Origin of the sequence: Nocardiopsis halophila DSM 44494 (assembly GCF_000341245.1) — a bacterium.
In the GTDB taxonomy this organism is placed as follows: domain Bacteria; phylum Actinomycetota; class Actinomycetes; order Streptosporangiales; family Streptosporangiaceae; genus Nocardiopsis_A; species Nocardiopsis_A halophila.
In genome coordinates, this window is record NZ_ANAD01000104.1 from 1 (window position 1) to 22,268 (window position 22,268).

The window sequence follows — 22,268 nt, forward strand, 5'->3', positions numbered from 1 at the left end:
CTTCCCCTGGTACCCCGCTGGCCCGGCGCCCGGCCGACAGCCGTGAGCGGGGCACCAGCCGCGCCGTCGCCGCCATCTGCCCGGACCACCGGCGGCCCAGCGGCCGACCGTCGAGGCCGGGGAACCGCCGCGCCCATTCGTCGCTGCTCATCGCCGACACCCCGGCGGCCCGCCGCCACGCAAGCAGGCCGGAGCGGGGCACCAGCCGCGCCGTCGTTGCCGCTGTCCCCGGACCGCAAGAGGCCCCGCGGCCGACAGCCAAGACCGGGGAACCACCCCTGCTTCGTCGCCACCGCTCTCGTTCTGGCACTCCGGCTACCTACCGCCCGGTCGGCGTGCGTGAGCGGGGCACCTGCCGTCCCGTCGTCGCTGCTGGTCCGGGAGTGCAAGGGGCCTGGCGGCCGACCGACAACGCCAGGGCACCCCGCTTCCCTTTCCACCCGTCGCCGGTCGTGCGGCGCTCGGCCACAGTTCTCCGTCTCCGTCGGGGCGGTCGCGGCCGCCCCCTCAGGGGCCGCCCCCTCAGCGGCGGTCCGGGGAGGTACCGGCCTCGTCCTCCTCCCCCGGGCGGACCACTCCGGTCTCATAGGCGTGCACGACGGCCTGGACCCGGTCGCGCAGCCCCAGCTTGGTCAGCACGTTTCCCACGTGCGTCTTCACCGTCGTCTCGCTCACCACGAGCGCCTCCGCGATCTCGGCGTTGGAGCGTCCGCGCGCCAGCATGCGCAGGACCTCGCGTTCGCGCTCGGTCAGGCGGTTCAACTCGGCCGGGGGCCGCTCGCGGGTGGTGGGCAGCTTGTCGGCGAACCGGTCGAGCAGGCGCCGGGTCACCGTGGGCGCGACGATCGCCGCCCCTTCGGCGACGACCCGGATCGCCCCTGCCAGCTCCTCCGGCGGCACGTCCTTGAGCAGGAAGCCGCTGGCGCCCGCGCGCAGCGCCTCCACGACGTACTCGTCCAGGTCGAAGGTGGTCAGCACGAGGACCCGGACGGTCTGCTCGGCGCCGCGGGCCCAGTCGAGGATCTCCCGGGTGGCGTCGATGCCGTCCTTGCCGGGCATCCGGATGTCCATCAGCACTACGTCGGGCAACAGGCGCTTGGTGGAGGACACCGCGCCGTTGCCGTCGGAGGCCTCGCCCGCGACCGAGATGTCCTCCTCGGCCTCCAGGATGAGCCGGAACCCCGTGCGGAGGAGCGGTTGGTCGTCGACGAGCAGTACGCGGATGGCCATGTACGGGATTCTTCCCGATCCCCGCCCCTCCGGGCACGCCCCGGGCGCCCCGGGCCGGAACCGGCCTCACCTGCGCCCGGCCCCGGGACCGCCCCTCCCCCGCGCACCCGGCGCCGACCTGGGCCGACGGACGACCCGCCGGACGGTGCCCCGGTTCGACCGGTTCCCCCCGCGAACTGGGACCATGAGGCTCGTGACGGACCTCACCAGCGCACCGCCCGCACCGCCGCCAACCCCCCGCACCGCTGCGGCGTCCCACCCCGTGGCGCGGCCCCGGAGGACCCCGGTCACGCCCGCCGGACGCCCCACTCCCCGCCGAGAACCGAAGTAGCGAGAACCGCCCATGGCCGAGGACCCGCAACAGCGGCCGACCCCGACGAGCGAGGACAACCTGCTCAGCAGGCTCCGCGACTGGCGCGCCTCCAAAGAGGCCGAACTGCACGCCGAGGGGTTGGACGACGACGCGATCGAGATGCCCGACCCGCGCGCGATCGACCTGGTCCTGCGCGTGGGGGAGCTGCTGCTGGCCAGCGGCGAGGGCACCGAGGCCGTCAGCGAGGCCATGCTCAGCCTGTCCGTGGCCTTCGAACTGCCCCGCACCGAGGTGTCGGTGACCTTCACCGTCATCTCCCTGTCGGCGCACCCGGGCGGCGACAGCCCGCCGATCACCGGCGAGCGGGTGGTGCGCCGCCGCACCCTGGACTACTTCCGGGTGAACGAGCTGCACACCCTGGTGCAGGACGCCGCGCTGGGGATGCTGGAGCTGGAGGGGGCGATCGCCCGCCTGCGGGCCATCAAGCGGGCCCGGCCGCCCTACCCCGGCTGGGTCATCCTCGGCGGCTTCGGGCTCATCGCCTCCAGCGCCAGCCTCATGGTCGGCGGCGGGTTCATCGTGGCCACGGCGGCCTTCGTCGCCACCGTGCTCGGCGACCGGGTGGCCGGATTCTTCGCCAAGCGGGGGATCGCCGAGTTCTACCAGATGGTGATGGCCTCGATCACCGCGTCGGTCATCGGGGTCCTGCTGCTGTGGGTGAGCAGCGTGCTCGACCTGGGGCTGAACGCCGGGGCGATCATCACCGGCAACATCATGGCGCTGCTGCCCGGGCGGCCGCTGGTGGCCAGCCTGCAGGACGGCATCAGCGGCAGTTACGTCTCCGCCTCGGCCCGCCTGCTGGAGGTCTTCTTCACCCTGGGCGCGATCATCTCCGGCGTCGGCGCGGTGGCCTACACCGCCGTCGAACTGGGCGTGGGCATGGACCTGAACAACCTGCCCACGGCGGGCAAGTCGGTGGACGCGATGGTGCTGGTCGGAGCGGCCGGGATCGCCATGGCCTTCGCGGTCTCGCTGACCGTGCCGCCGCGCATGCTCCCGGCGATCGGCGTGATGGGCGTGGTGATCTGGCTGCTCTACGCCGGCGTGCGCACGCTGTTCGGGGCGCCGCCGATCATGGGCACCGTGGCCGGTGCGGTGGCGATCGGCGTGATGGGCCACTGGCTCTCCCGGCGCACCCGGCGCCCGGTGCTGCCCTACGTCATCCCCGCGATCGCCCCGCTGCTGCCGGGGAGCATCCTGTACCGGGGGCTGCTGGAGATCACCCTGGGCCACCCGGTGTCCGGCCTGCTCAGCCTCTCCGAGGCGGTGACCGTGGGGCTGGCCCTGGGTGCCGGCGTCAACCTGGGCGGCGAGCTGGTGCGGGCGTTCCAGCGCGGCGGTCTGGCCGGCGCCGGGCGGCGGCACCGCCCGGCGGCCCGCCGGACCCGCGGCGGCNCTGACCGGCGGCGCTAGGGTCGGCCCATGACCGCCGTCTCCGAACGCGCCCGGCTGCCCGGGATGTGGCCCGACGACCCCGAACGCGCCCGCGCCCTGCAGGAGCGCCTGGCCCCCGAGGTGCGCGTGGAGCCGTTGGACGCCGGGGCGGTGCGGCTCGCCGCCGGCCTTGACGTCTCCTACGCCCCCGAGGAGGACCGGCTGGTGGCCGCGGCGGTGGTGCTGTCGCTGCCGGACCTGCGGGTGGTGGAGTCGGCCACCGCGGACGCGGCCCCCGCCTTCCCCTACGTTCCGGGCCTGTTCGCGTTCCGGGAGCTGCCGCCGCTGCTGGAGGCGGTCGGGCGGCTGACGGTGGAGCCGGACGTGTACGTGTGCGACGGTTTCGGCCTGGCCCACCCGCGCCGCTTCGGGCTCGCGTGCCACCTGGGGTGGCTGCTGGACCGGCCGGCGATCGGGGTGGGCAAGTCGCCGTTCGTGGGCAGCGCCGGCGCTCCGGGGCACGAGCGGGGCGGGCGCGCGCCGCTGGTGGCGCAGGACGGCGCGGAGGTGGGGTGCGCCCTGCGGACCCGGACTGGCGTGCGCCCGGTCTACGTGTCGGTGGGCCACCGCGCCGACCTGGAGGGGGCCGTGGACCTGGTCCTGCGGCTGACTCCGGAGTACCGCCTGCCGGAGACGGTGCGCCGGGCCGACCGCCTCTCCCGCGACCGGCTGAAGCAGATCGCGCGCCCCTCGGACGCCGGGGACCGTTCTTCCTGAGCGCCCGCGGCCGTTGAGCGTCGGCCGTGCGACCGCGGGCTCGGCCGCCGGACCGCGTGGGCCCGCACGCGGACACGCCCCGCGTATTGGACGCGGAACCGACCGCGCGGGTTCGCCTGCTGGCCTATTGCGGTCGCCGTACGGCCCGCGTCGATCCAGGACCTGCTCGGGTGCGTCGGATTCTCTATAAAGACGCGGCAGAGTGTGCCGCACACCACTATGGTGCTTTTGGGGGCGGTCACCCGCCCCCAGGGAAACGACCGAATCCGGAGGCGCGCAATGTGCCGTCACGAACCCCTGTGCCCGTCCTTCACCGCGAACGACCGCGAGGCGGCCCGGGTGGTGGCCGTCCACCCGGAGCAGGGCTGGAGCCTTCTCTGCAACGGCGTCGTCCTCTTCGAGGACACCGGCGAGCTGCTGCCCGACGGCAAGACCATCGCCCCGCACCGCCCCGGCGTGCTGCACACCGCGGCCTGACCCCGGCCGCACCACCGTTACACGAGAGCGCCTGCGAACAGCGGCGAGAGCGACCCGCGGACCTCGTCTCTCGCCGTACCGCCTTCCCGTCCCGGACGCTCCGCCCCCGTGGGCCCCCGTCCGCGGATCAGTCCCGCAGAAGGCGCTCCCCCAGCCAGTCGGCGACCAGGCGGCCCACGGTCCCGGGGTCTTTGGACAGCTCGTGCCGCTCACCGGGCCGCACCTCCAGCGCGGCCGCGTCGGCGGCGTCGGGCACCCCGAACGGGTCGCGGTCGCCGTTGACGACCAGCACCGGGACCCCGGCCCCGCGCAGCTCCCCCGCCCGCGACTTCTCCGGCTTGCCCGGCGGGTGCAGCGGGAAGGCCAACGCGACCACCGCCTCCGCCCCCAGCTCCGCGGCGGTGCGGCAGGCCACCCGCGCCCCGTTGCTCCGCCCGGCCAGGACCAGCGGCACCTCTGCGGCGCCCGGCTCGGCGCGCAGCCTTCCGATCATCGCCGACCAGGCCAGGTCCTGCGGCCCGGTGTTCGCCCCCGGCATGCGCCGACCCGCCGCCCGGTAGGGCTGGGTGACCCGCGCGACCGCCCCTCCCGAGGCGAGCACGGCGTCGCGCACGGCCAGGATGTCGGGGGCGTCGACGCCCCCTCCCGCACCGTGGGTGATCGCCAGCAGGTAGCGCGTGGGCCCTTCGGGCCATTCCAGGTCGGCCCGCCCCGGTCCCTTGGGGGTGTCGATCTCCATCTCCATGGGCCCCAACCTACTGAGTCCGCAGGCCGTGCCGTCCGGACATGCCCAGCGGGCCTCAGCCCAGGTCCGGCCAACCTTCCGGGAGCACGTCCTCCGGCGAGCCCGCCGCCCTCCTCAGGCGTTCGCGGAAGTCGTCGTGCAGGGCCCGCCCCCACATGAACTCGCTCGGGGTGCGCACGGCCTCTTCGAGCGCGGCCCTGAGCTCGGCCACGCGCGTCTCCCCCTCGACCACGGGCAGCGCCGCGCGCGCGTGCACCGCACCGAGTGCGGCGAACAGCTCGCCCGCCAGCATGGGGGTGCTCCCCTCGGCCTCGGCCGCCTCCAGGTACGGCTCCCACCACTGCGCCTCGTCGGCCCCTTCGGCCTCCGGGTCGGGTTCGAGGAAGCCCCGGCGCAGCCGGGAGCGGACGCCGTCGGCGACGTCGCGGTCGGTGTGGCGCGTGCCCTCGTCCCAGACCTGCGCCGCCGACTCCTGGTCGCCGCGCACGGCCAGCAGGCGGGCCAGGAGTTCGTAGGCGGTCGCGGCCGCCGGGGCGGGCAGACCGCCGGAGGGGGCCTCGTCCGCCGGCCGCCCGGGGGCGGCGGCGTCGACGACGATGCCGAACTGCTCGATGGCCCGTTCCACGTGCACGGCGCCCAGGAGCATGCGCAGCCCCGGGTGCTCGCCCGCTTCGAGGCCGCGCTGCACGACCGCCTCGGCGCGCTCGGTCTCGCCGCGCGCGAGGAGGCGCTCGGCGTAGTCCTGCGCGGCGTCGGGGACGGTGTCGTCGGAGGGGGCCTCGGACGTCCCGGCGAGCGCGCGTTCCCAGTGCCCGCGCGCCACGTCGGTGTCGCCGCGCGCCTCCGCGGCGCGGGCCAGCCCGTGGTGGGCGGCGGGCGCGTAGCCGGCGTGCCCCGAGTCGAGGACGGCGGTCCAGGCCTGTTCGGCGTCGGCGAGCAGCCCTTCCTCTTCACAGGAGAGGGCGAGGTGGTAGGCGGCGCGGGGCGCGTACTCGGGGTGGCCGGTCTCAATGGCGGCACGGGCGGCCTCGCGGCCCTCGGGCACCTGCCCCGCGCTGTGCCGGGCGACCGCCAGGCCGAGCGCGGCGGCGGCCCTGTGCTCCCGGGAGCCGCCGTGCAGGACCTTCTCGTAGAGCTGTGCGGCCCGGGCGAAATGCCCGTTGTGCGCGAGGTCGCGCGCCTGGTCGCAGAGGTCGGCGAACGCGGATTCGTCTCCGGCGGCGTCGGCGGGCGAGGAGGAACCGGTCGTCGCGGTCATGCAGGCATCTCTCCACAGGGGGCGGGACCCGCCGCGCGAACGCGGCGGAGGCGCTGTCCCTCGGAGAGTAGCGGGGGTGAACGCGCGTTCCGATCCGCCCTGCCCAGGTGTTGACGAACCGGCTGGTCGGGGCGGATCCGGGTCAGTCGTAGGGGATGAAACTACTGCTGTCGATCTCCGCCTCGAAGGGGTCGCTGAGCTTGAAGGTCGCCCCAAACTCATGCTTCGCCGTGTCCTGGTACTCCCCGCCTTTCGGCCTGCTGAAGACCACCGTGCACGCCTCGAGCTGATCCACGAGCAGATAACAGGGGATCGACATCTCTGCGTACCGCGCAAGCTTCAGGAACCGGTCGTTCCTCCTGCTTCCAGGCGAGACGACCTCGATCGCCAACACGACATCATTGGGCGAGACCCAGTTCTTACGAGTCGTCAGGACGTCCACGGGCGCGACGAAGAGGTCCGGGACCACGACTCTCTCAGGCTCGAATACCCGGATCTCCAGGTTCCCCGCATAGTCCATCCCTTCCGGGAGGTACGGGTCGAGCGCACGCTCGATCGCGCGAATATTGCGGTCGTGCGCACCGCTGGGGCATGGAGACACGGTGATGTTCTCCCCGTCCAGGATCTCGGCCCGCCAGGAATTGGACTCCGGCAGACTGTCAAGGATCGCGAGGAGCTCCCCTTTGACGGCTTCCGTTCCGAAGTCCGTCTCCTGCTCCGCTGCGAGCGCCGTCATCTGCGACTCCTCGTCGTCGGGCATCTGACCCTCACAACCTGTCACCGGGCGCCGACACCTGCCGCGCTTTCCCCTCAGCCCCTTCATTTCACCCTCAATACGGCGGCGGCGCCAGCACCCGCCCCGGGTGCCGACGCCGCCACACGCCTGCGCGGGCGTTAGCCCACCTGCCGACTACTCCTCGAACGCCTCCGGCGGCGGGCAGGAGCAGACCAGGTTGCGGTCGCCGTAGGCCTGGTCGATGCGGCCCACCGGCGCCCAGTACTTGTAGCGCCGCAGACGCGGGACCGGGTAGCCGCCCTCGGACCGGCTGTAGGGGTGCTCCCACTCGTCGGCGGTCAGCGCCTCGGCCGTGTGGGGCGCGTTCTTCAGCGGGTTGTCCTCCGGGTCGTACTTGCCCTCGGCGACACGGTCGATCTCCTGGCGGATCGCGACCATCGCCTCGATGAAGCGCTCCAGCTCGTCCAGGTCCTCGCTCTCGGTGGGCTCCACCATCAGGGTGCCCGCCACCGGGAACGACATCGTGGGCGCGTGGATCCCGTAGTCGATCAGCCGCTTGGAGATGTCCTCGTTGGTGATCCCCGTCCTCTTGGCGATCTGCCGGATGTCGATGATGCACTCGTGCGCGACCAGGCCGTCCTCGCCGGTGTAGAGCACCGGGTAGTACGGCTCCAGGCGCTTGGCCAGGTAGTTGGCGCTGAGCACGGCCGCCTCGGTGGCCGCGCGCAGGCCGGACTCGCCCATCATCCGGATGTAGGCCCAGGAGATCTGCAGGATGCCCGCCGACCCGAACGGCGCCGCCGAGACCGGCCCCACGCCCGTGTGCGGGCCCGCGTCCGGCTGGCCAGGGTGGTTGGGCAGGTACCCGGCCAGGTGGGAGCGGACCGCCACCGGTCCCACGCCCGGCCCGCCGCCGCCGTGCGGGATGCAGAAGGTCTTGTGCAGGTTGAGGTGGCTGACGTCGGCCCCGAACCTGCCGGGCTTGGCCCAGCCCAGCAGCGCGTTGAAGTTGGCGCCGTCGACGTAGACCTGGCCGCCGGCCTCGTGCACGAGGTCGCACACCTGGGTGATGGTCTCCTCGAACACCCCGTGGGTGGAGGGGTAGGTGACCATGATCGCCGCGACCCGGCCCTCGTGCTTGGCGAGCTTGGCGCGCAGGTCCTCCAGGTCCACGTTGCCGCTGTCGTCGCAGGCGACCACCGCGACCCGCATGCCCGCCATGACGGCGCTGGCGGCGTTGGTGCCGTGTGCCGAGCTGGGGATCAGGCACACGTCGCGGTCGCTCTCGCCGCGCCCGCGGTGGTAGCCGCGGATCGCCATCAGCCCGGCCAGCTCGCCCTGCGACCCGGCGTTGGGCTGCAGGGAGACCGCGTCGTAGCCGGTCACCTCGGCCAGCCAGCGCTCCAGGTCGCGCACCAGGGACACGGTCCCGGCGGCCTGGTCCAGCGGGGCCAGCGGGTGCAGCCGCGCGAACTCGGGCCAGGTCACCGACTCCATCTCGGCGGTGGCGTTGAGCTTCATGGTGCACGAGCCCAGCGGGATCATGGTGCGGTCCAGCGCCAGGTCGTAGTCGGCCAGGCGGCGCATGTACCGCAGCAGCGAGGTCTCGCTGCGGTGGGAGTTGAAGACCTCGTGGTCCAGGTAGTCCACGCCGCGCCGCAGGTCGGCGGGCAGGTGCTCGCCCGGCTCGGGGGCGGGCCGCTCGGCCTTGTCCCCGCCGGAGAAGGCGGCGAGCACCGCGGCCACGTGGGCGTCGGTGGTGGTCTCGTCGCAGCTGATGCCGACGGTGTCGTCGTCCACCCGCAGCAGGTTGACCCCGCGCTCGGCGGCGGCCTCCACCTTGCCGGCCGCGCCGCTGGGCACCCGCACCCGCAGGGTGTCGAAGAAGGAGTCGTGCAGCACCTCGAAGCCGCGCTCGCGCAGGCCGGCGGAGAGCCGCCCGGCCTGGCGGTGCACCCGCTCGGCGATCGCCCGCAGCCCGTGCGGGCCGTGGTAGACGGCGTACATCCCGGCCATGACCGCCAGCAGCACCTGGGCGGTGCAGATGTTGCTGGTGGCCTTCTCCCGGCGGATGTGCTGCTCGCGGGTCTGCAGGGCCAGCCGGTAGGCGGTCTTGCCCGCGCCGTCCACCGACACCCCGACCAGGCGGCCGGGCAGCTGGCGCTGCAGGCCCTCGCGCACCGACATGTAGCCGGCGTGCGGCCCGCCGAAGCCCATCGGCACGCCGAAGCGCTGGGTGGAGCCGACGGCGATGTCGGCGCCGAGCTCGCCGGGGCTGCGCAGCACGGTCAGGGCGAGGATGTCGGCGGCGACCACGGCCATGGCCCCGGCCTCGTGCGCGGCCTCGATGACCGGGCGCGGGTCGCGCACCGCGCCGCCGGCGGCCGGGTACTGCACCAGCACGCCGAAGGCGTCGCCCTCGGGCAGGCCCTCGGTCAGGTCGGCGACCACGACCTCGATGCCCAGCGGCTCGGCGCGGGTGCGCAGCACTGACAGGGTCTGCGGGAAGACGTCGGCGTCGACGACGAAGGTGGAGCTCTTGGACTTGGTGGCGCGCCGGGCCAGGGTCATGGCCTCGGCGGCGGCGGTGGCCTCGTCCAGCAGCGAGGCGCCGGCGACCGCCAGCCCGGTCAGGTCGGCGACCATGGTCTGGAAGTTGAGCAGGGCCTCCAGGCGGCCCTGGGAGATCTCGGGCTGGTAGGGGGTGTAGGCGGTGTACCAGGCCGGGTTCTCCATGATGTTGCGCAGGATGACCGGCGGGGTGACGGTGTCGTAGTAGCCGCGGCCGATCATCGAGGTGCGCACGGTGTTGCGGTCGGCCAGGGACTGCAGCTCGGCCAGCGCCTCGGTCTCACTCGCCGCGGCGGGCAGGTCGAGCGGGGCCGGGGAGCCCGGGGCGGTGAGGATGCTGTCGGGAACGGCCGCCGACATGAGCGCCGCGGGGGAGTCGAACCCGACCGTCTTGAGCATCTCCGCGAGCGCGGCCGGATCGGGGCCGATGTGCCGGTCGGCGAACTCGCGCGCCGGCCCCCCATCGGTCGCGCGGTTACGGGTCGACTGGTCCGGCATGGAGACCTCCTGGTCGCATTGGCCGCGTGCGCGGCCTCTGTCCTGTGCGGTCTCCCCCTCTGTCGCTCGCCGCCGTGCGGCCGCGGGCTCGCGACCGTGCGGGCACTCGCGGTCCGCACGTCCGCCGCTCCAGAGTGGCCTCCTCCGCGCGGTCCCTGGTGCCTGAGAGGTTACTGGGGAGTATTGCCCCGTCGGCGCCCCTGCCGGGGTCTCTCCCGCACGGTATCGACGGCCCGTGATGAAGTTGTCCTTCGATTATCCACCGATCCGCCGGATTCGCACGATTCCGTGCCGCCGCTGCCCGCATCGGGCCCGCCCCGGCAGGCGGTGGAACCCCGACCGTACTCGATGCCCCCGCCACGCGCGCACCCGGCCCCGGACCGCGCATCAGGTCGTGGGCCTGCACGCACGCCGGGCGGACGGCCTCAGCCCGTCTTGCGCTCCCGGCGCCTGCGGGCGAGCTCGTCGCCGGGGTGGGGCTCGTCCGGCAGCGGCTCGGCCAGNGAGGGCGCCCTCCAGCTCGCGCCAGACACGTCCCAGGGCGATGCCGAACATGCCCTGCCCGCCCTGCATCAGTTCGACGACCTCACCGGGCGAGGTGCACTCGTAGACGCTCACCCCGTCGCTCATCAGCGTGATGTGCGGCAGGTCGGAGGTGTCGCGCCCGCGCAGGTGGTCGACGGCGGTGCGGATCTGCTGCAGGGAGATGCCGGTGTCCAGCAGCCGTTTGACCACCTTCAGCAGCAGGACGTCCCGGAAGCTGTACAGAGGGATGTCGCCCGTCCCCGGGTCGGGGCGGACGGTGGGCCCGACCAGGCGGGTGCGCGCCCAGTAGTCGAGCTGGCGGTAGGTCACCCCCGCCGCAGCACACGCCGTCGGACCGCGGTACCCGACGTCCATAGGCAGCGCCACCACGTCCTCTTCACACAGCAGGCCCTGCTCCCCCGCTCGCCGTATCGCCATCGCCGATCGCCCGGAGACGGAGGCCTGATGATTGCCGCTCGTAACCGCCACGCCGAAACCTCCGGCTCCTCAGCCCACGGCGGGTCGACAGGGGGTTGCGAAGGGTACGCCGCGGGTGTTTCGACATTGAAGGTAAGCCGGTGCGCCAGAGAGCGTCAACGACACTCATCGGCGCGTCGCGGAACCTTTCGGCGACCTTCCGGCACCCCGCGACAGCTCGTTCGTTTCTGCAGCTCACCACCATGATATGGGGCGGGCGCCAAAGGCGGCCGACGACACGCCGCCGCGCGCGGCCCGCCGAGGCGCGCACCCCCTGCCGCCCAGGGGCGCGGTGACGCGCTGTGACATGCGACACGCACCTGCCCTGACCGGCGCCGTCACCGGCGCGTTCACCCTCCGCGTCCCCGACCGCGCCCGGCCGTCTGCGGCCATGGAGGGTCGGAGCCGAGCACGCCCGGGGAGGACCACCGGTAGCGGTCCCTGCGCGGGGCCGCCCCTCCCTCTCCGGAAAGGACCGGATGCCCTCCCCCTCCCTCTCCCGCGCGACTCCGGGGGCCGCCCGGTGATGGCGCCTTCGCACGCGGCCACCGGCGCGCTCGCCGGGGTGGCCGCCACGGCGGCGGCCTCCGCCCTGTTCGGGTGGCCCGCCGGGTTCGCCGACCTGGCGGCCTCCGCGGGCATCGGCGCCGGCGCCGCGCTCCTGCCCGACCTGGACCATCCGCGTTCGACGGCCTCACGCTCGCTGGGCCCGGCCACCGCGCTGGCCTCCCGGGCGGCGCGGGCCGCCTCGGCCGCCGTGCACCGGGCCACCCGCACGCCCGCCGACGGCCCCGGCGACGGACGCCACCGGTACCTGCTGCACACCCCGGTGGTCGCCGTCGCCGCCGGCACCGTCCTCGGTCTGCTGGCCACCGCCTGGCTCCCCGGCCTCGCCGCCGTCGTCTGGTTCACCCTCGCCCTGGCCGTCCAAGGGCTGGGCCGGGCGCTGCCCGACGGGCCGGGCCGGCGGGGGGCCCCCCCCCCNCTGGCCGGGGGCGCCACCGTGCTGCTGGTCTGGGGCGGGGTGAGCACCGGCCCGCACGCGGGGGCGGCGCTCGCGCTGGGGATGCTGGTCCACGACCTGGGCGACGCGCTGACGCGCAGCGCCGTCCCGCTGGCCTGGCCCCTGCGGGTGCGCGGCCGGCGCTGGGCGATGGTGGGCGCGCCCCGGCCGATGCGCTTCACGACGGGGAGCCGGCCGGAGTACCTGATCCGCTGGGCGTGCCTGCTGGCGACGCCCGTGCTCGGGGCCGCCCACCTGGCGGCCTGACCCGGCCGCCCCCCCGGCTCCGTCTCCCCCCTGTGAAATGCCCGCAAAGAAGCCCTCAACGCCGCGCGCGGCGCCCTGCACACGCCGTCGCGGGCCGGTTGCCTGGAGCGGCGGGACGGCCCTGGGCCGGGGAAGTCGGGAGGCCTGATGGCGAACGGGAACGCTGCGTCCGCACACGTGCGCGACCCCGGCTGGACGCCGCTCGGAGCGGCCGCCGCGGCCGTCGCCCTGCCCCTGCTCGCCTGGCCCCTGGCCGGGGCACTGCTGCCCGACGCGGTGTCGGTCCCCTCCGGCCGTCCGGTGGTCGTCGGCGAAGGCGGGGGTTACGAGGCCACCACCCGGTTCGAGCCGGGGTGGACCGAGCTTCCTGCGGAGAGCTCCGAAGGCGAGCTGCTGGTCTACCGGCGCGGCCGGGTCCTGCTCCAGGTGCGCGTCGTCCGGCCGCCGCAGGGCGCCCCCGAGGGGGCGCACGACCTGTGGCGGGGGTTCGAGCGCATCACGCGGGCCTGGGACCCGTCGGCGCGGTTCGGCGAGCCGTCCGAGACGACCGGCGACGCAGGCGCGGAGGGCCTGACGGGGCTCCTGGAGGTCGACGGGGCCTCGGGCACGGCCGCCGTGTTCCCCTCCCCCGGCGGCGGGTTCGCCGTGGAGTTCGCGACCACCGCCGACCGCTTCGCCTCGGTGCGCGATGTCCAGGCCGCAGGCCGGGTGGTGGATTCGGTCGCCTTCTCCGAGGAGGAGCGATGAGCCCGGCCTCCATCAGGGCGCCACGGGTTCCCCGGCTGGCGGCGGGTGTGCTGTTCGCGGCCGTGGGCGTGCTCGGGGCGCTGTCCCTGGCCGTGCATCTGGGCCGGACGGTGCTCGCGTTCCCCGGGGAGGCGCTGCTCGCGCTCGCGGCCCTGGCCGTCGTGCTCGCGGCGGGGATCGCGGTGCTGCGGTGGGCACGGCCCGTCCGGCCGCCCGGCGGGGCCGCCACGGCCGCCGCCGTCGCCTGGGGTGCGGTCGCGGCCTCCGGCTGCGCGCTGATCGCCAATGACGCCCTGATCGGCGTCTGGTCCAAGGCGGGCGGCACCGTGTTCGGCTCGCGGTGGGGGCCGGCGCTCACCGCACCCGTCAACGAGGAGGTGCTCAAGGCCGCCGGGGTGGTGCTCATCGCGGTGGCCCTCCCCTCGGCGCTGCGCGGACCGGTCGACGGCCTGGTGCTCGGCGCCCTGACCGGCCTGGGGTTCCAGGTGGTCGAGGACGCGGTCTACGCGGTCGAGTCGGTCGTGCGGGACGGGGCGACGGCCGGCGCGCTCTCGGTCGCCCAGTCGCTGGTGCTGCGGGTGGGGGTGACCGGGCCCGGGTCGCACTGGGCGCTCAGCGCGATCGCCGGTGCGGGCGTGGGGCTCCTGGCCGCGGCCCGGTGGCACCCCAACGCGCGGCGCTCGTGGGCGGCGGGACTCGCGGTGGCCGCAGCGATGGCGCTGCACGGGTTCTTCGACGCCCCCGTCCTCCAGGGGACCCTGGCGGGCCCGGCGGTGAAGACCGCCGTGGTGTTCGCCTGCGCGGCCGCCGTGTACGCGGTGGCGCGCCGCTCCTATGTGCGCAGGATCAGGGGCGCGCTGGCGGTCGAGGGCGAGCTGGTGGACCTGCCGCGCGCGGACGCGGTGGCGCTGTCGCGCCGCCGGGGCCGCAGGGACGCGCTTCGGCGGGTCCCCCTTCCCGACCGCCCGGCCGCCGCCGAGCGCCAGCGGGGCATGCTCGCGGCGGCCGAACAACGGGCCGCCGGAATCCGCGTCCCCGGTGCGGAGGACGAAGGCGGGAGCGGCCGCTCCGGGGCCCCCTGAGGCCTGGCGGCCCCGGCGCCGCGCCTACCGGTTCGATCGGCCGAGGCTCAGCGTTCGGAACGCCGGCACCGGTCCAGGAAGTCGCCGACGACGGAGGCGAAGTGCTCGGGCTCTTCGGCATAGAGCCAGTGCCCGCAGCCCGGAAAGGCCACGCTCTCGACGCCCGGCCGCGCATTCCGCATCCGTTCGGCCTCGGCCGCCGAGAGCATGAAGCCGTCGCCGCCGCGAAGGATGAGCGTGGGCTGCCGCGTGGCCCGCCAGGCGGGCATGTGGTCTCCGACCAGCGCGCGCTGGGACTCCATCATGTCGTCGTACTCGAAGAGCAGGCCCCACCCGTCGTCGAACTCCACGGCGCTCTCCATGAAGAACCAGGAGGGGACTCCGCGCGCTTCGATGGCCCGGGCCAGCTCCGCTCGGGAGGGGGCTCGGCGCGGCCAGTCGGAGACGTCCAGGACGGGTTCGACCGCGGGGCGCGTGTTGTCCGTGCCGATGTCCACCACCACGAGCGCGCGCACGAGCTCAGGGAAGCGTGCCGCCAGCCGGTAGGCGACGATGCCGCCCATCGAGTGCCCGACGACCGCCACCGGGCCGCACCCGAGGTGGCCGATCAGTTCGGCGGCATCGCGGACGTAGTCGTCCGGGGCCAGAGGGGAGCCGCCATCGGAGCGGCCGTGGGCGCGCTGGTCGGGGGCGATGAGGCGGTGGCTCCCATGGAGCGCCCCGGCCAGAGGCGCGTACATCGACCCGCGGGCGAAGTGGCCGTGGAGGGCGAGGACCGCGGGTCCGCCGCCGCCGAAGTCGAGGTGGGCGCGGCGCCGTCCCAGGACGCTCCGGACGACCGTCTCAGGCTCGATGGGGTTCACCCGCGCCATCCTGCCGAGGGCCACCGGGGGGCACAACGCATTTCCCCGGGGGCTCCCCCTCCGGTCACCGCCGCCCCTGTGATGCTCCGGCGCCTCGGCGTTGCCTAGGGTGCGCCTGTGCCTGACTACAGCATCAGAAGAGCAGCCCCGGCCGACCTCGACGGTGCACGGCAGGTGATGCTCGACGCCGTCTACCGCGACTTCGGGACCGGCTACGTCCCGCACTGGCACGCCGACATCGTCGATCCCGCCTCCTATTACCTGTCCGACCCGCGCCACACCCTGATCGTCGCCGTCGAGGAACGCGGGGACGGAACCGGTACGGGCAGCGTCGCGGCGACCGCGGCCCTGGACGCGCGGGGCCCCGCCCATCCGCCCAATCCGCCCTGGGTGGCCGAGCGCTACCCCTCGGGCACCACCGCCCAGCTGCGGCGCGTCTACGTGCGCCCGGAGCACCGGCGCCGCGGCCTGGCCACCCGTCTGGTCGGCGAGCTGATGGACTTCGCACGCCGGGACGGCGGGTACGGCGCCGCCTACCTGCACGCCCACCCCCGCTCCCCCGGCGCGATGGAGCTGTGGCGGTCGCTGGGCAAGGTCGTGTGCGACGAACGGGACGAGGTCGGCGGCGGCGCCGACACGGTCCACGTCGAGCTGCCCCTCGCCTGAGCCCGCGCACCGGCGCGCGGACCCCGCCGCAGAGGGCGGGGCGATCGGGCGCCACACCCCCTACGTCCCGGAGCGCGACCGGCGCCTTCAGTAGTGTTCCGGCTGTGAACTGCACAGACCCTCACCACGAACCCCGGTCGGCGCAGGACGGTGCCGGGCGGGAGACCGGGCGGACGGACGGCGGAGAGCGGAGGCCGGGGCCCCGGGTGGCGGTCATCGGAGCGGGCCACCTGGGCGAGGCGGTGCTCAACGGGCTCCTGAGGTCAGGGCTTCCGGCGGACGCGATCGCCGTGAGCGCCCTGCCCGACGAGCGCGCCCGCGCGCTCGCGGCGCGTTACGGGGTCGCCTCGGGGACGGACGGCGCGGCCGCCGCCGAAGGCGCGGACGTGGCCCTGGTCGCGGTTCGCCCCTCCGCGCTGGTGCCGGTGGCGGCCGGGATCGCCCCCGCCCTCTCCGAAGGCGCGGTCGCGGTCTCGCTCGCCGCCGCGGTGCCGCTGGCGCGGTTCGAGGAGGCGCTGGGGCCGGGCCGCCCGGCCGCACGCGCCATGACCAACACGGCGGCCGCGGTCGGGCAGGCCGCGACCGCGCTGGTCGGCGGCATCCACCTGGACGGGGAGGCGCGGGCGGGGGTGGGCGCCCTGTTCTCCCGCGTCGGCTCGATCTCCTGGGTGGGCGAGGACGGGATGGACGCGATCACCGCCGTGGCCGGCTCGGGGCCGGCGTTCCTGTACCACTTGGCGGCGTCGATGGCGGACGCGGCGGTAGAGCAGGGCCTGCCGCCCGGTGAGGCCCGGGCGACCGTGGTGCAGACCCTGTTCGGGGCGGCGTCGATGCTGCGGGAGGCCGACCGCGACCCGTCCGAGCTCGCCTCGGAGGTGGCCACGCCCGGCGGCACGACCCGGCACGCCCTGGACCGCCTCGACACGGCCGGGATGCCCGCGGCGGGCGCCGACCCCNNNCCGAGGGCGCCTGACGGACCGGCGGGGCCGTGGTCACTCGGTCGGCTGGGCGTGCTTGCCCTGGGGCGGCCGGGGCGCGCTCTGCTGCCCCTCCATGGCCCCGGCGGCCGGGACCGCCTGTGCGTCGGACTGCCCGGCGCGGTAGGCGGGGTCCTCCCGTGGGTCGCCGCCCCGGCCTTCGGCCCTGCCGGGCCAGCCGGCCGTCAGTCCGTAGATGACCAGGACGTCGACGGCGATCGCCACCAGCGACCAGAGCGGGAAGGCGAGCAGGAATCCCAGCTGCGCCACCGCGTTGACCGCCGCCAGGACCACTGCCAGGCTCCGTGCCCACATGTGCCCGGAGAACAGTGCCAGCCCGGCGGCGACCAGGACGGCGCCCCAGACGGTCAACAGCAGCCCCCAGCCGGAGAAGTCGAGGACGAGCATCTCGCCCGACTCCACCGCGTAGTACGCGGGGCGGGTCATGGCCACGATGCCCTGGACCAGGTTGACCGCTCCGATCACCAGCAGCAGCACGGCCCCGAAGACCATCCATCCGTTCGTGCGCGACGCTTCCATGCTCGGCCTCCTCGGTACGGGACTCCCCGCCCGCCTCGGCGGGGCGGTCTGGGGGATCTCTGACCTTCCTACGGGGGCGTGATGCCCGGCGGGCGTCCCGCGACGTCCAGCGCCCGGCAAAGAACGCGCACCGTCCGGCAAACCGCCCGGCCGAACCCGGGCCGGGCGGTGGTCAGACCAGGGAGACGAGCTCCCGGTGGTCGTCGCTCCACAGGTCCTCGTCGGCGTCCGGAAGCAGCAGGACGCGCTCGGGCCGGAGGGCGTCGATCGCGCCCTCATCGTGCGTGACCATCACGATCGCCCCCGGATACCGGCCGACCGCGGACAGCACCTCGCCGCGCGATGCCGGGTCCAGGTTGTTGGTCGGCTCGTCCAGCAGCAGCACGTTGGCGCCCGAATGCACCAGCCCGGCCAGCGCCAGGCGGGTCTTCTCCCCTCCCGAGAGCACCGGCACCGGTTTGTCCGCATCGTCGCCGGTGAAGAGGAAGCCGCCGAGGACGCGCCGTGCCTCCCCCTCCGCCAGGTGGGGCGCGGCCGCCGTCAGCGCGGCCAGGACGGTGTGCTCAGGGTCCAGGGTGTCGTGCTCCTGGGCGAAGTACCCGATGCGCAGTCCGTGGCCGTGCACGACGCGTCCCTCGTCCGGGGCGTCGCGCCCGGTCAGAAGGCGCAGCAGCGTCGTCTTTCCCGCGCCGTTATAGCCGAGGACGACCATCCGCGTTCCCCGGTCGACGGCGAGGTCGACCCCTTTGAGGACCTGGTGCCCGTCGTAGGCCTTGGCAAGACCGACCGCCCCCAGCGGCACCCGGCCGCACGGCTCGGGCTCGGGCAGGCGGATGCGGGCCGTCTTCTCCGCGCTGCGCACCGGCTCGGTCTCGGCCAGCATCCGGTCGGCCCGGCGCGCCATGTTCCGGGCCGCGACCGCCGTCGCCGAGCGGGCCTTCATCCTGTCGGCCTGGGCGTGCAGGGAGGCGGCCTTGCGCTCGGCCCCCGCGCGCTCGCGGGCGCGGCGCCGCTCCTCGGCCGCGCGCTGGTCCTGGTATCCCTGCCAGCCCAGGTTGTACACGTCGATCGCGGAGCGCCGCGCGTCCAGGTGGAAGACGCGGTTGGCGACGTCGGCCAGCAGCCCGGTGTCGTGGGTGATGAGCACGAGGCCGCCCTGGTGCGCGCGCAGGAAGGCCCGCAGCCAGGAGACCGCGCCGGAGTCCAGGTGGTTGGTGGGCTCGTCCAGCAGCAGTGTGCCGCCGGCTCCGCCGAAGAGGATGCGCGCCAGCTCGACGCGCCGCCTCTGGCCGCCTGAGAGCTCGCCGACCGGCCGGTGCATGAGCCGGTCCTCCAGCCCCAGGCCGGCGGCGACGCGCGCCGCCTCCGCCTCGGCCGTATGGCCGCCGGCGGCCTGGAACGCGGCCTCCGCGCGGGCGTAGGCGCGCATCGCCCGCTCCAGGGCCGCCGGATCCGCGGCCGCGGCCATCGCCGCCTCGGCGTCCCGCAGCGCCGCCGAGGCGGTGTCCAGGCCGCGGGCCGACAGGATCCGCCCGGTCACGGTGGCCGCCTGGTCGGCGGCGCGGGGGTCCTGCGGGAGGAAGCCGACCGGGCCGTGACGGACGATCTCGCCGGCTGCGGGAGCGGACGCCCCGGCCATGGCGGTCATCAGGGTCGTCTTGCCCGCACCGTTACGGCCGACCAGGCCGACGCGGTCGCCGGGCGAGACGGTGAGGGAGATGTCGGTCAGAAGCGCGCGGGCGCCCGCGCGCAGCTCGACACCGCTGAGGGTGATCATGGGATCTACGCTCCGAATTCACAGAAGGACACACTTCAGACGAGGAAGCGGGTCCTTCGCTAAGAGATTCGGGGTGTAGACACGGCACCGACGATACCGGGTGCCCGAGTCGGGGGGGGCAAAAGGTTTTCCGCCGCTGTGAGCGCCGCGGACGCGACCCGGGGCCGGACGGGGGCCCGGCATGAGAAAAGCGGGCGGCCGTCCCCGCTCGACGACCGCCCGCGGTCCCGACCGCGAGGGCCGGAACTGGTGTAACCGTATCGGCTCGCCCCTGCTCGTCAGGCCGCTGCGGGCGCCTGAGGCCACCTTCGGCCGACCTGGGGAAACACGTCAACCATTCGGGGCCCTCACGCGTCCCGGTCCGAATGCCCTCCCGTTTCCGGCCGGTCCGTCCGTCGACTGTGTACTGGATCCGAAATCAGGTCGGCCTGCCGGCGGCGACGGGGACGCGGGGCGCCGCACGCTTCGACTGCACAGGTTTCGGCGGCGCATGAGACGTGCGGCAGCCGGGAGGGGCGGACTGCCGCACACTTCATTGTGGCGCGCACTCCCGCGCGTTCTCACGGAAATCACGAGTTCGGGACGCGTGCTCCAGGACGGGCCGCAGTGGCCCCGGAGGAGCCTGTGGCATCGCGCCCCCGCACGGGGCCGGACACGGGAAAGGGGGCGCGCCGGACGGAGCGCGCCCCCGGGGGTCCGTTCCTCGGACGGGGAGGGGGTGAGGGGTCAGGCCGCGCCGACGTTGATGTCGACGCAGGCGTAGAAGGCGTTGGGGGTGTCGGCGACGTTCCACACCGCCAGGACCTTCTGCTGGCCGCTGTAGCCGCTCAGGTCCACGTTGTGGCTCACGGTCGAGGGGGGCTGCTCTCCCCCGCCGTCGAAGACCCCGACCCGCTCCCCGTCGATGAAGTACTCCCAGTCGGCGGTGGCGTGCCGGGCGGTGAAGGTCCAGGTGAAGTCGAGGCTGGTGCCGACCGGCGTGACGCGCCAGCCCTTGGAGTCGTCGTCGAGTTCGGCGAAGGCCTCGTTGCCCCCGCTGCAGCTGGACAGCCCCTTGGGGCCCTCGACGCTCTGCGGCTCCCACTTGATCGGCCCGCATTCCACGCTGCCGTCGGCGCACTGCGCCTGGCGGCTGTCGGGCGAGGAGACGTATCCGTGTGCGTAGGCGCTGCTGGTGGGCAGGAGGGCGAGGGCGAGAGGGGCGGCGGCGAGGACGGTGGCCGCCTGGACGATCTTCCTTCGCGGTTTCATCGCGTGCCCTTTCGTGCGGGTCGCGTCCCCCTCGGACCGTGTGGGCGGTCCGGCCTGCCGGGAGGATCGCCGGTAGCGGGGATCGGGGCGGCGGGCGGCCCCGCCGGAGGGCACCGCCCCGAGGGGCGGGCGCCGACCGACTCTGGTGAACCTAAGAAGTCGCCCCCGAAAATGATAGGAATCTTTTCAATTTTTGTGCGATGCACAACCGGCGCCCCGACCGGGCACGGCGGTCCGTTCTACCCGCACGGACCGGGCGGCACTCCCCCACACCCGGCCGCCATTCCTGCGCCCCCGGCGGAACCGTGCTACTCTCGCTCATTCGCGGCGCCCCGGACCTGCCCCTGCAGGGCCGTGCCGGACAACGGGCCCCGGCTCGGAGCGCTTCCGGTCCCTGGCTCGATCGTTCATCATTCGCACGGTCTCGAACTGCCAGGGAGTGCACGCGGTGCGCGTCTACTGTGCGGTGTTCGCCCTCGGGCTGCGCCGCTATTCGACCTATCGCGCGGCGACGGCCGCCGGAATCCTCACCAACACCGTCTTCGGCATCATCAATGCCGCCGTGCTCCTGGCGCTCTTCGAGGTGCGCCCCGAGATCAACGGCTACGACGCCCGGGACGCCGTCACCCACGTCTTCGTCGCCCAGGCGCTGATCGGCCCGGTCTCCATCATGGGTCCCCCGCTGGAGCTGGCCGAGCGCATCCGCACCGGCGACATCGCGGTGGACCTGATGCGCCCCGCGCCGCCGCTCGCCTGGTGGCTCTCGCACGACCTGGGCCGGGTCGCCTTCAGCATCGCGGCCCGCAGCACCCCCACCTTCGCCGCCGGGGCGCTGGTGTTCCCCCTCGCCCTGCCGGACGACCCGGTGCGCTGGGCGTCGGCGGCCGCGGCCCTCCTGCTGGCCTCCCTGGTCGGATTCGCCCTGCGCTACCTCTACGCCCTGACCGGGTTCTGGCTCCTGGACACCCGCGGCGTGACCGCGGTCGGCAACCTCATCGGCCCGGCGTGCTCGGGCATGCTGCTCCCGCTGGTGCTCTTCCCCGACGCGGTGGCCGAGACGCTGCGCGTGCTCCCGTGGGCCGCCCTGGTGCAGATCCCCGTCGAGGTGTTCCTCGGCAAGGACTCCCTTCCCGGAGGCGGGCCCGCCGGGGGCCTGGCCCTCCAGGCCGCCTGGCTCGCCGCCCTGCTCGGGCTCGCGTCGCTGCTCACCGTCCGCGCCTCCCGAAAGGTGGTGGTCCAGGGTGGCTAGACCGCCCGCGCCCGTTCCGGTCTACCCCCTCCTGGTGTGGACCTGGTGCCGCGCCGTCGCCCAGTACCCCCTCTCGCTCGCGTTCCTCGCCCTGGCCCAGGCCTTCGCGGCCCTGGCCGAGCTGACGGCGATCGTGGTCGTGTTCGGCCACGCCGGAGTCCTGGCCGGCTTCACCGTGCACGAGGCGCTGCTCGTCTACGCCCTGGCCACCGCCGCGTTCAGCACCGCCGACCTGCTCATGGGGTCGGTGGAGCGCCTCGGCGAGCACATCCGCACCGGTTCGCTCGACACGATGCTGGTGCGCCCGGTCCCGCCGCTCGTCCAGATCGCCGCGGACCGCTTCTCGCCCCAGCGGCTGGGCAGGATCCTGCCCGCCGCCGCCGTCCTGGTCCATGCGCTCGCCGGGCTCGACGCGCCCTGGACCGCCGGCCGGGCCCTGTTCCTGCCCGTGCTGCTCGCCAGCGCGGTGGCCGTGTGCTGCGCGGTCTGGGTCATCGGCGCCTGCCTGCAGTTCTTCGCCACCGACGCCCGGGAGGCCGCCAACTCCATCACCTACGGCGGGCAGGCCCTCACCGAGTACCCGCTGGCCGTCTACGGCCGCGGCGTCGTCCGCGCCGCCACCTTCGCCGTGCCGCTGGCCTTCGTCAGCTGGCAGCCCGCGCTGTTCCTCCTCGACCGCCCCGACCCCACCGGCCTGCCGGACTGGCTGCGCTTCACCCCTCCGGCCGTCGCCGCCGGGATGTGCGCCCTGGCCGCCCTGGTCTGGCGCACGGGGCTGCGGCACTACCGATCCACCGGGAGCTGA

Annotated in this window: 18 protein-coding genes, 2 pseudogenes and 1 riboswitch; of the genes and pseudogenes, 10 read left to right on the plus strand and 10 right to left on the minus strand. The window is 74.6% G+C overall.

Annotated features, from left to right (window positions below; genetic code table 11):
• Positions 1 to 522: 522 nt before the first annotated feature.
• On the minus strand, positions 523 to 1,230 hold the full coding sequence (locus D450_RS0113210; RefSeq protein ID WP_017539145.1) for a response regulator: 708 nt from the start codon (positions 1,228 to 1,230) through the stop codon (positions 523 to 525).
• A gap of 343 nt (positions 1,231 to 1,573) precedes the next feature.
• On the opposite strand from D450_RS0113210, the gene D450_RS0113215 reads away from it, so the two are divergent.
• From D450_RS0113215 to D450_RS0113225, 3 genes are all read left to right on the plus strand, one after another.
• Complete coding sequence (locus tag D450_RS0113215; RefSeq protein ID WP_017539146.1) at positions 1,574 to 3,016, plus strand: threonine/serine exporter family protein; 1,443 nt, start codon at positions 1,574 to 1,576, stop codon at positions 3,014 to 3,016.
• A 9-nt stretch (positions 3,017 to 3,025) separates the two neighbouring features.
• A complete protein-coding gene (locus D450_RS0113220) occupies positions 3,026 to 3,754 on the plus strand; it encodes an endonuclease V (protein ID WP_017539147.1) in 729 nt (242 codons plus the stop codon).
• A 279-nt stretch (positions 3,755 to 4,033) separates the two neighbouring features.
• The gene (locus tag D450_RS0113225) at positions 4,034 to 4,231 is read left to right on the plus strand and encodes a DUF5999 family protein (protein WP_017539148.1); all 198 of its coding nucleotides are present in this window, start codon (positions 4,034 to 4,036) and stop codon (positions 4,229 to 4,231) included.
• Positions 4,232 to 4,358: 127 nt separating this feature from the next.
• Here D450_RS0113225 and D450_RS0113230 read toward each other — a convergent pair whose 3' ends face one another.
• From D450_RS0113230 to D450_RS30120, 5 genes and pseudogenes are all read right to left on the minus strand, one after another.
• Positions 4,359 to 4,976: an alpha/beta hydrolase family protein gene (locus tag D450_RS0113230; protein WP_017539149.1), complete on the minus strand. Its 618-nt coding sequence runs from the start codon at positions 4,974 to 4,976 to the stop codon at positions 4,359 to 4,361.
• A gap of 55 nt (positions 4,977 to 5,031) precedes the next feature.
• A complete protein-coding gene (locus D450_RS0113235) occupies positions 5,032 to 6,234 on the minus strand; it encodes a hypothetical protein (protein ID WP_017539150.1) in 1,203 nt (400 codons plus the stop codon).
• 142 nt (positions 6,235 to 6,376) lie between these two features.
• Positions 6,377 to 6,994, minus strand: a complete 618-nt coding sequence (locus D450_RS0113240; protein WP_017539151.1) for a Uma2 family endonuclease — start codon at positions 6,992 to 6,994, stop codon at positions 6,377 to 6,379.
• Between the two features lie 150 nt (positions 6,995 to 7,144).
• Positions 7,145 to 10,039 (minus strand): aminomethyl-transferring glycine dehydrogenase, encoded by a 2,895-nt coding sequence (gene gcvP / locus D450_RS0113245; protein WP_017539152.1) that lies wholly within the window; start codon positions 10,037 to 10,039, stop codon positions 7,145 to 7,147.
• A 139-nt stretch (positions 10,040 to 10,178) separates the two neighbouring features.
• Positions 10,179 to 10,267, minus strand: a riboswitch (glycine riboswitch).
• A 197-nt stretch (positions 10,268 to 10,464) separates the two neighbouring features.
• Positions 10,465 to 10,939: pseudogene (locus D450_RS30120) on the minus strand (MerR family transcriptional regulator).
• A 628-nt stretch (positions 10,940 to 11,567) separates the two neighbouring features.
• Between D450_RS30120 and D450_RS0113255 the strand changes: the two are divergent.
• The 3 genes from D450_RS0113255 (at position 11,568) to D450_RS0113265 (ending at position 14,140) form a co-directional block, all read left to right on the plus strand.
• A complete protein-coding gene (locus D450_RS0113255) occupies positions 11,568 to 12,311 on the plus strand; it encodes a metal-dependent hydrolase (RefSeq protein ID WP_017539153.1) in 744 nt (247 codons plus the stop codon).
• A gap of 147 nt (positions 12,312 to 12,458) precedes the next feature.
• Positions 12,459 to 13,058 (plus strand): hypothetical protein, encoded by a 600-nt coding sequence (locus D450_RS0113260; protein WP_017539154.1) that lies wholly within the window; start codon positions 12,459 to 12,461, stop codon positions 13,056 to 13,058.
• Positions 13,055 to 14,140: a PrsW family intramembrane metalloprotease gene (locus D450_RS0113265; RefSeq protein ID WP_017539155.1), complete on the plus strand. Its 1,086-nt coding sequence runs from the start codon at positions 13,055 to 13,057 to the stop codon at positions 14,138 to 14,140. Before D450_RS0113260 ends, D450_RS0113265 begins: the two co-directional genes overlap by 4 nt.
• Positions 14,141 to 14,187: 47 nt before the next feature.
• On the opposite strand, the gene D450_RS0113270 is transcribed toward D450_RS0113265, so the two are convergent.
• Entirely contained in the window at positions 14,188 to 15,012 is an 825-nt protein-coding gene (locus D450_RS0113270) for an alpha/beta fold hydrolase (RefSeq protein ID WP_017539156.1), read from the minus strand.
• 108 nt (positions 15,013 to 15,120) lie between these two features.
• Between D450_RS0113270 and D450_RS0113275 the strand changes: the two genes are divergently transcribed.
• Positions 15,121 to 15,669 carry a GNAT family N-acetyltransferase gene (locus D450_RS0113275; protein ID WP_026128526.1) on the plus strand — a complete coding sequence of 183 codons (549 nt, stop codon included), beginning with the start codon at positions 15,121 to 15,123 and terminating at the stop codon, positions 15,667 to 15,669.
• Between the two features lie 242 nt (positions 15,670 to 15,911).
• Positions 15,912 to 16,553, plus strand: a pseudogene (locus D450_RS32480) (pyrroline-5-carboxylate reductase family protein); the annotation flags it as partial.
• 108 nt (positions 16,554 to 16,661) lie between these two features.
• Here D450_RS32480 and D450_RS0113285 read toward each other — a convergent pair.
• From D450_RS0113285 to D450_RS0113295, 3 genes are all read right to left on the minus strand, one after another.
• Complete coding sequence (locus D450_RS0113285) at positions 16,662 to 17,186, minus strand: DUF7144 family membrane protein (RefSeq protein WP_017539158.1); 525 nt, start codon at positions 17,184 to 17,186, stop codon at positions 16,662 to 16,664.
• Between the two features lie 172 nt (positions 17,187 to 17,358).
• Positions 17,359 to 18,963, minus strand: coding sequence for an ABC-F family ATP-binding cassette domain-containing protein (locus tag D450_RS0113290; RefSeq protein WP_017539159.1), 1,605 nt, complete (start codon positions 18,961 to 18,963; stop codon positions 17,359 to 17,361).
• Between the two features lie 726 nt (positions 18,964 to 19,689).
• A complete protein-coding gene (locus tag D450_RS0113295) occupies positions 19,690 to 20,214 on the minus strand; it encodes a lytic polysaccharide monooxygenase auxiliary activity family 9 protein (protein WP_017539160.1) in 525 nt (174 codons plus the stop codon).
• A 448-nt stretch (positions 20,215 to 20,662) separates the two neighbouring features.
• Between D450_RS0113295 and D450_RS0113300 the strand changes: the two genes are divergently transcribed.
• Positions 20,663 to 21,463: an ABC transporter permease gene (locus tag D450_RS0113300; protein WP_017539161.1), complete on the plus strand. Its 801-nt coding sequence runs from the start codon at positions 20,663 to 20,665 to the stop codon at positions 21,461 to 21,463.
• Positions 21,456 to 22,268 carry an ABC transporter permease gene (locus D450_RS0113305; protein WP_017539162.1) on the plus strand — a complete coding sequence of 271 codons (813 nt, stop codon included), beginning with the start codon at positions 21,456 to 21,458 and terminating at the stop codon, positions 22,266 to 22,268. The genes D450_RS0113300 and D450_RS0113305 overlap by 8 nt, the downstream gene beginning before the upstream one ends.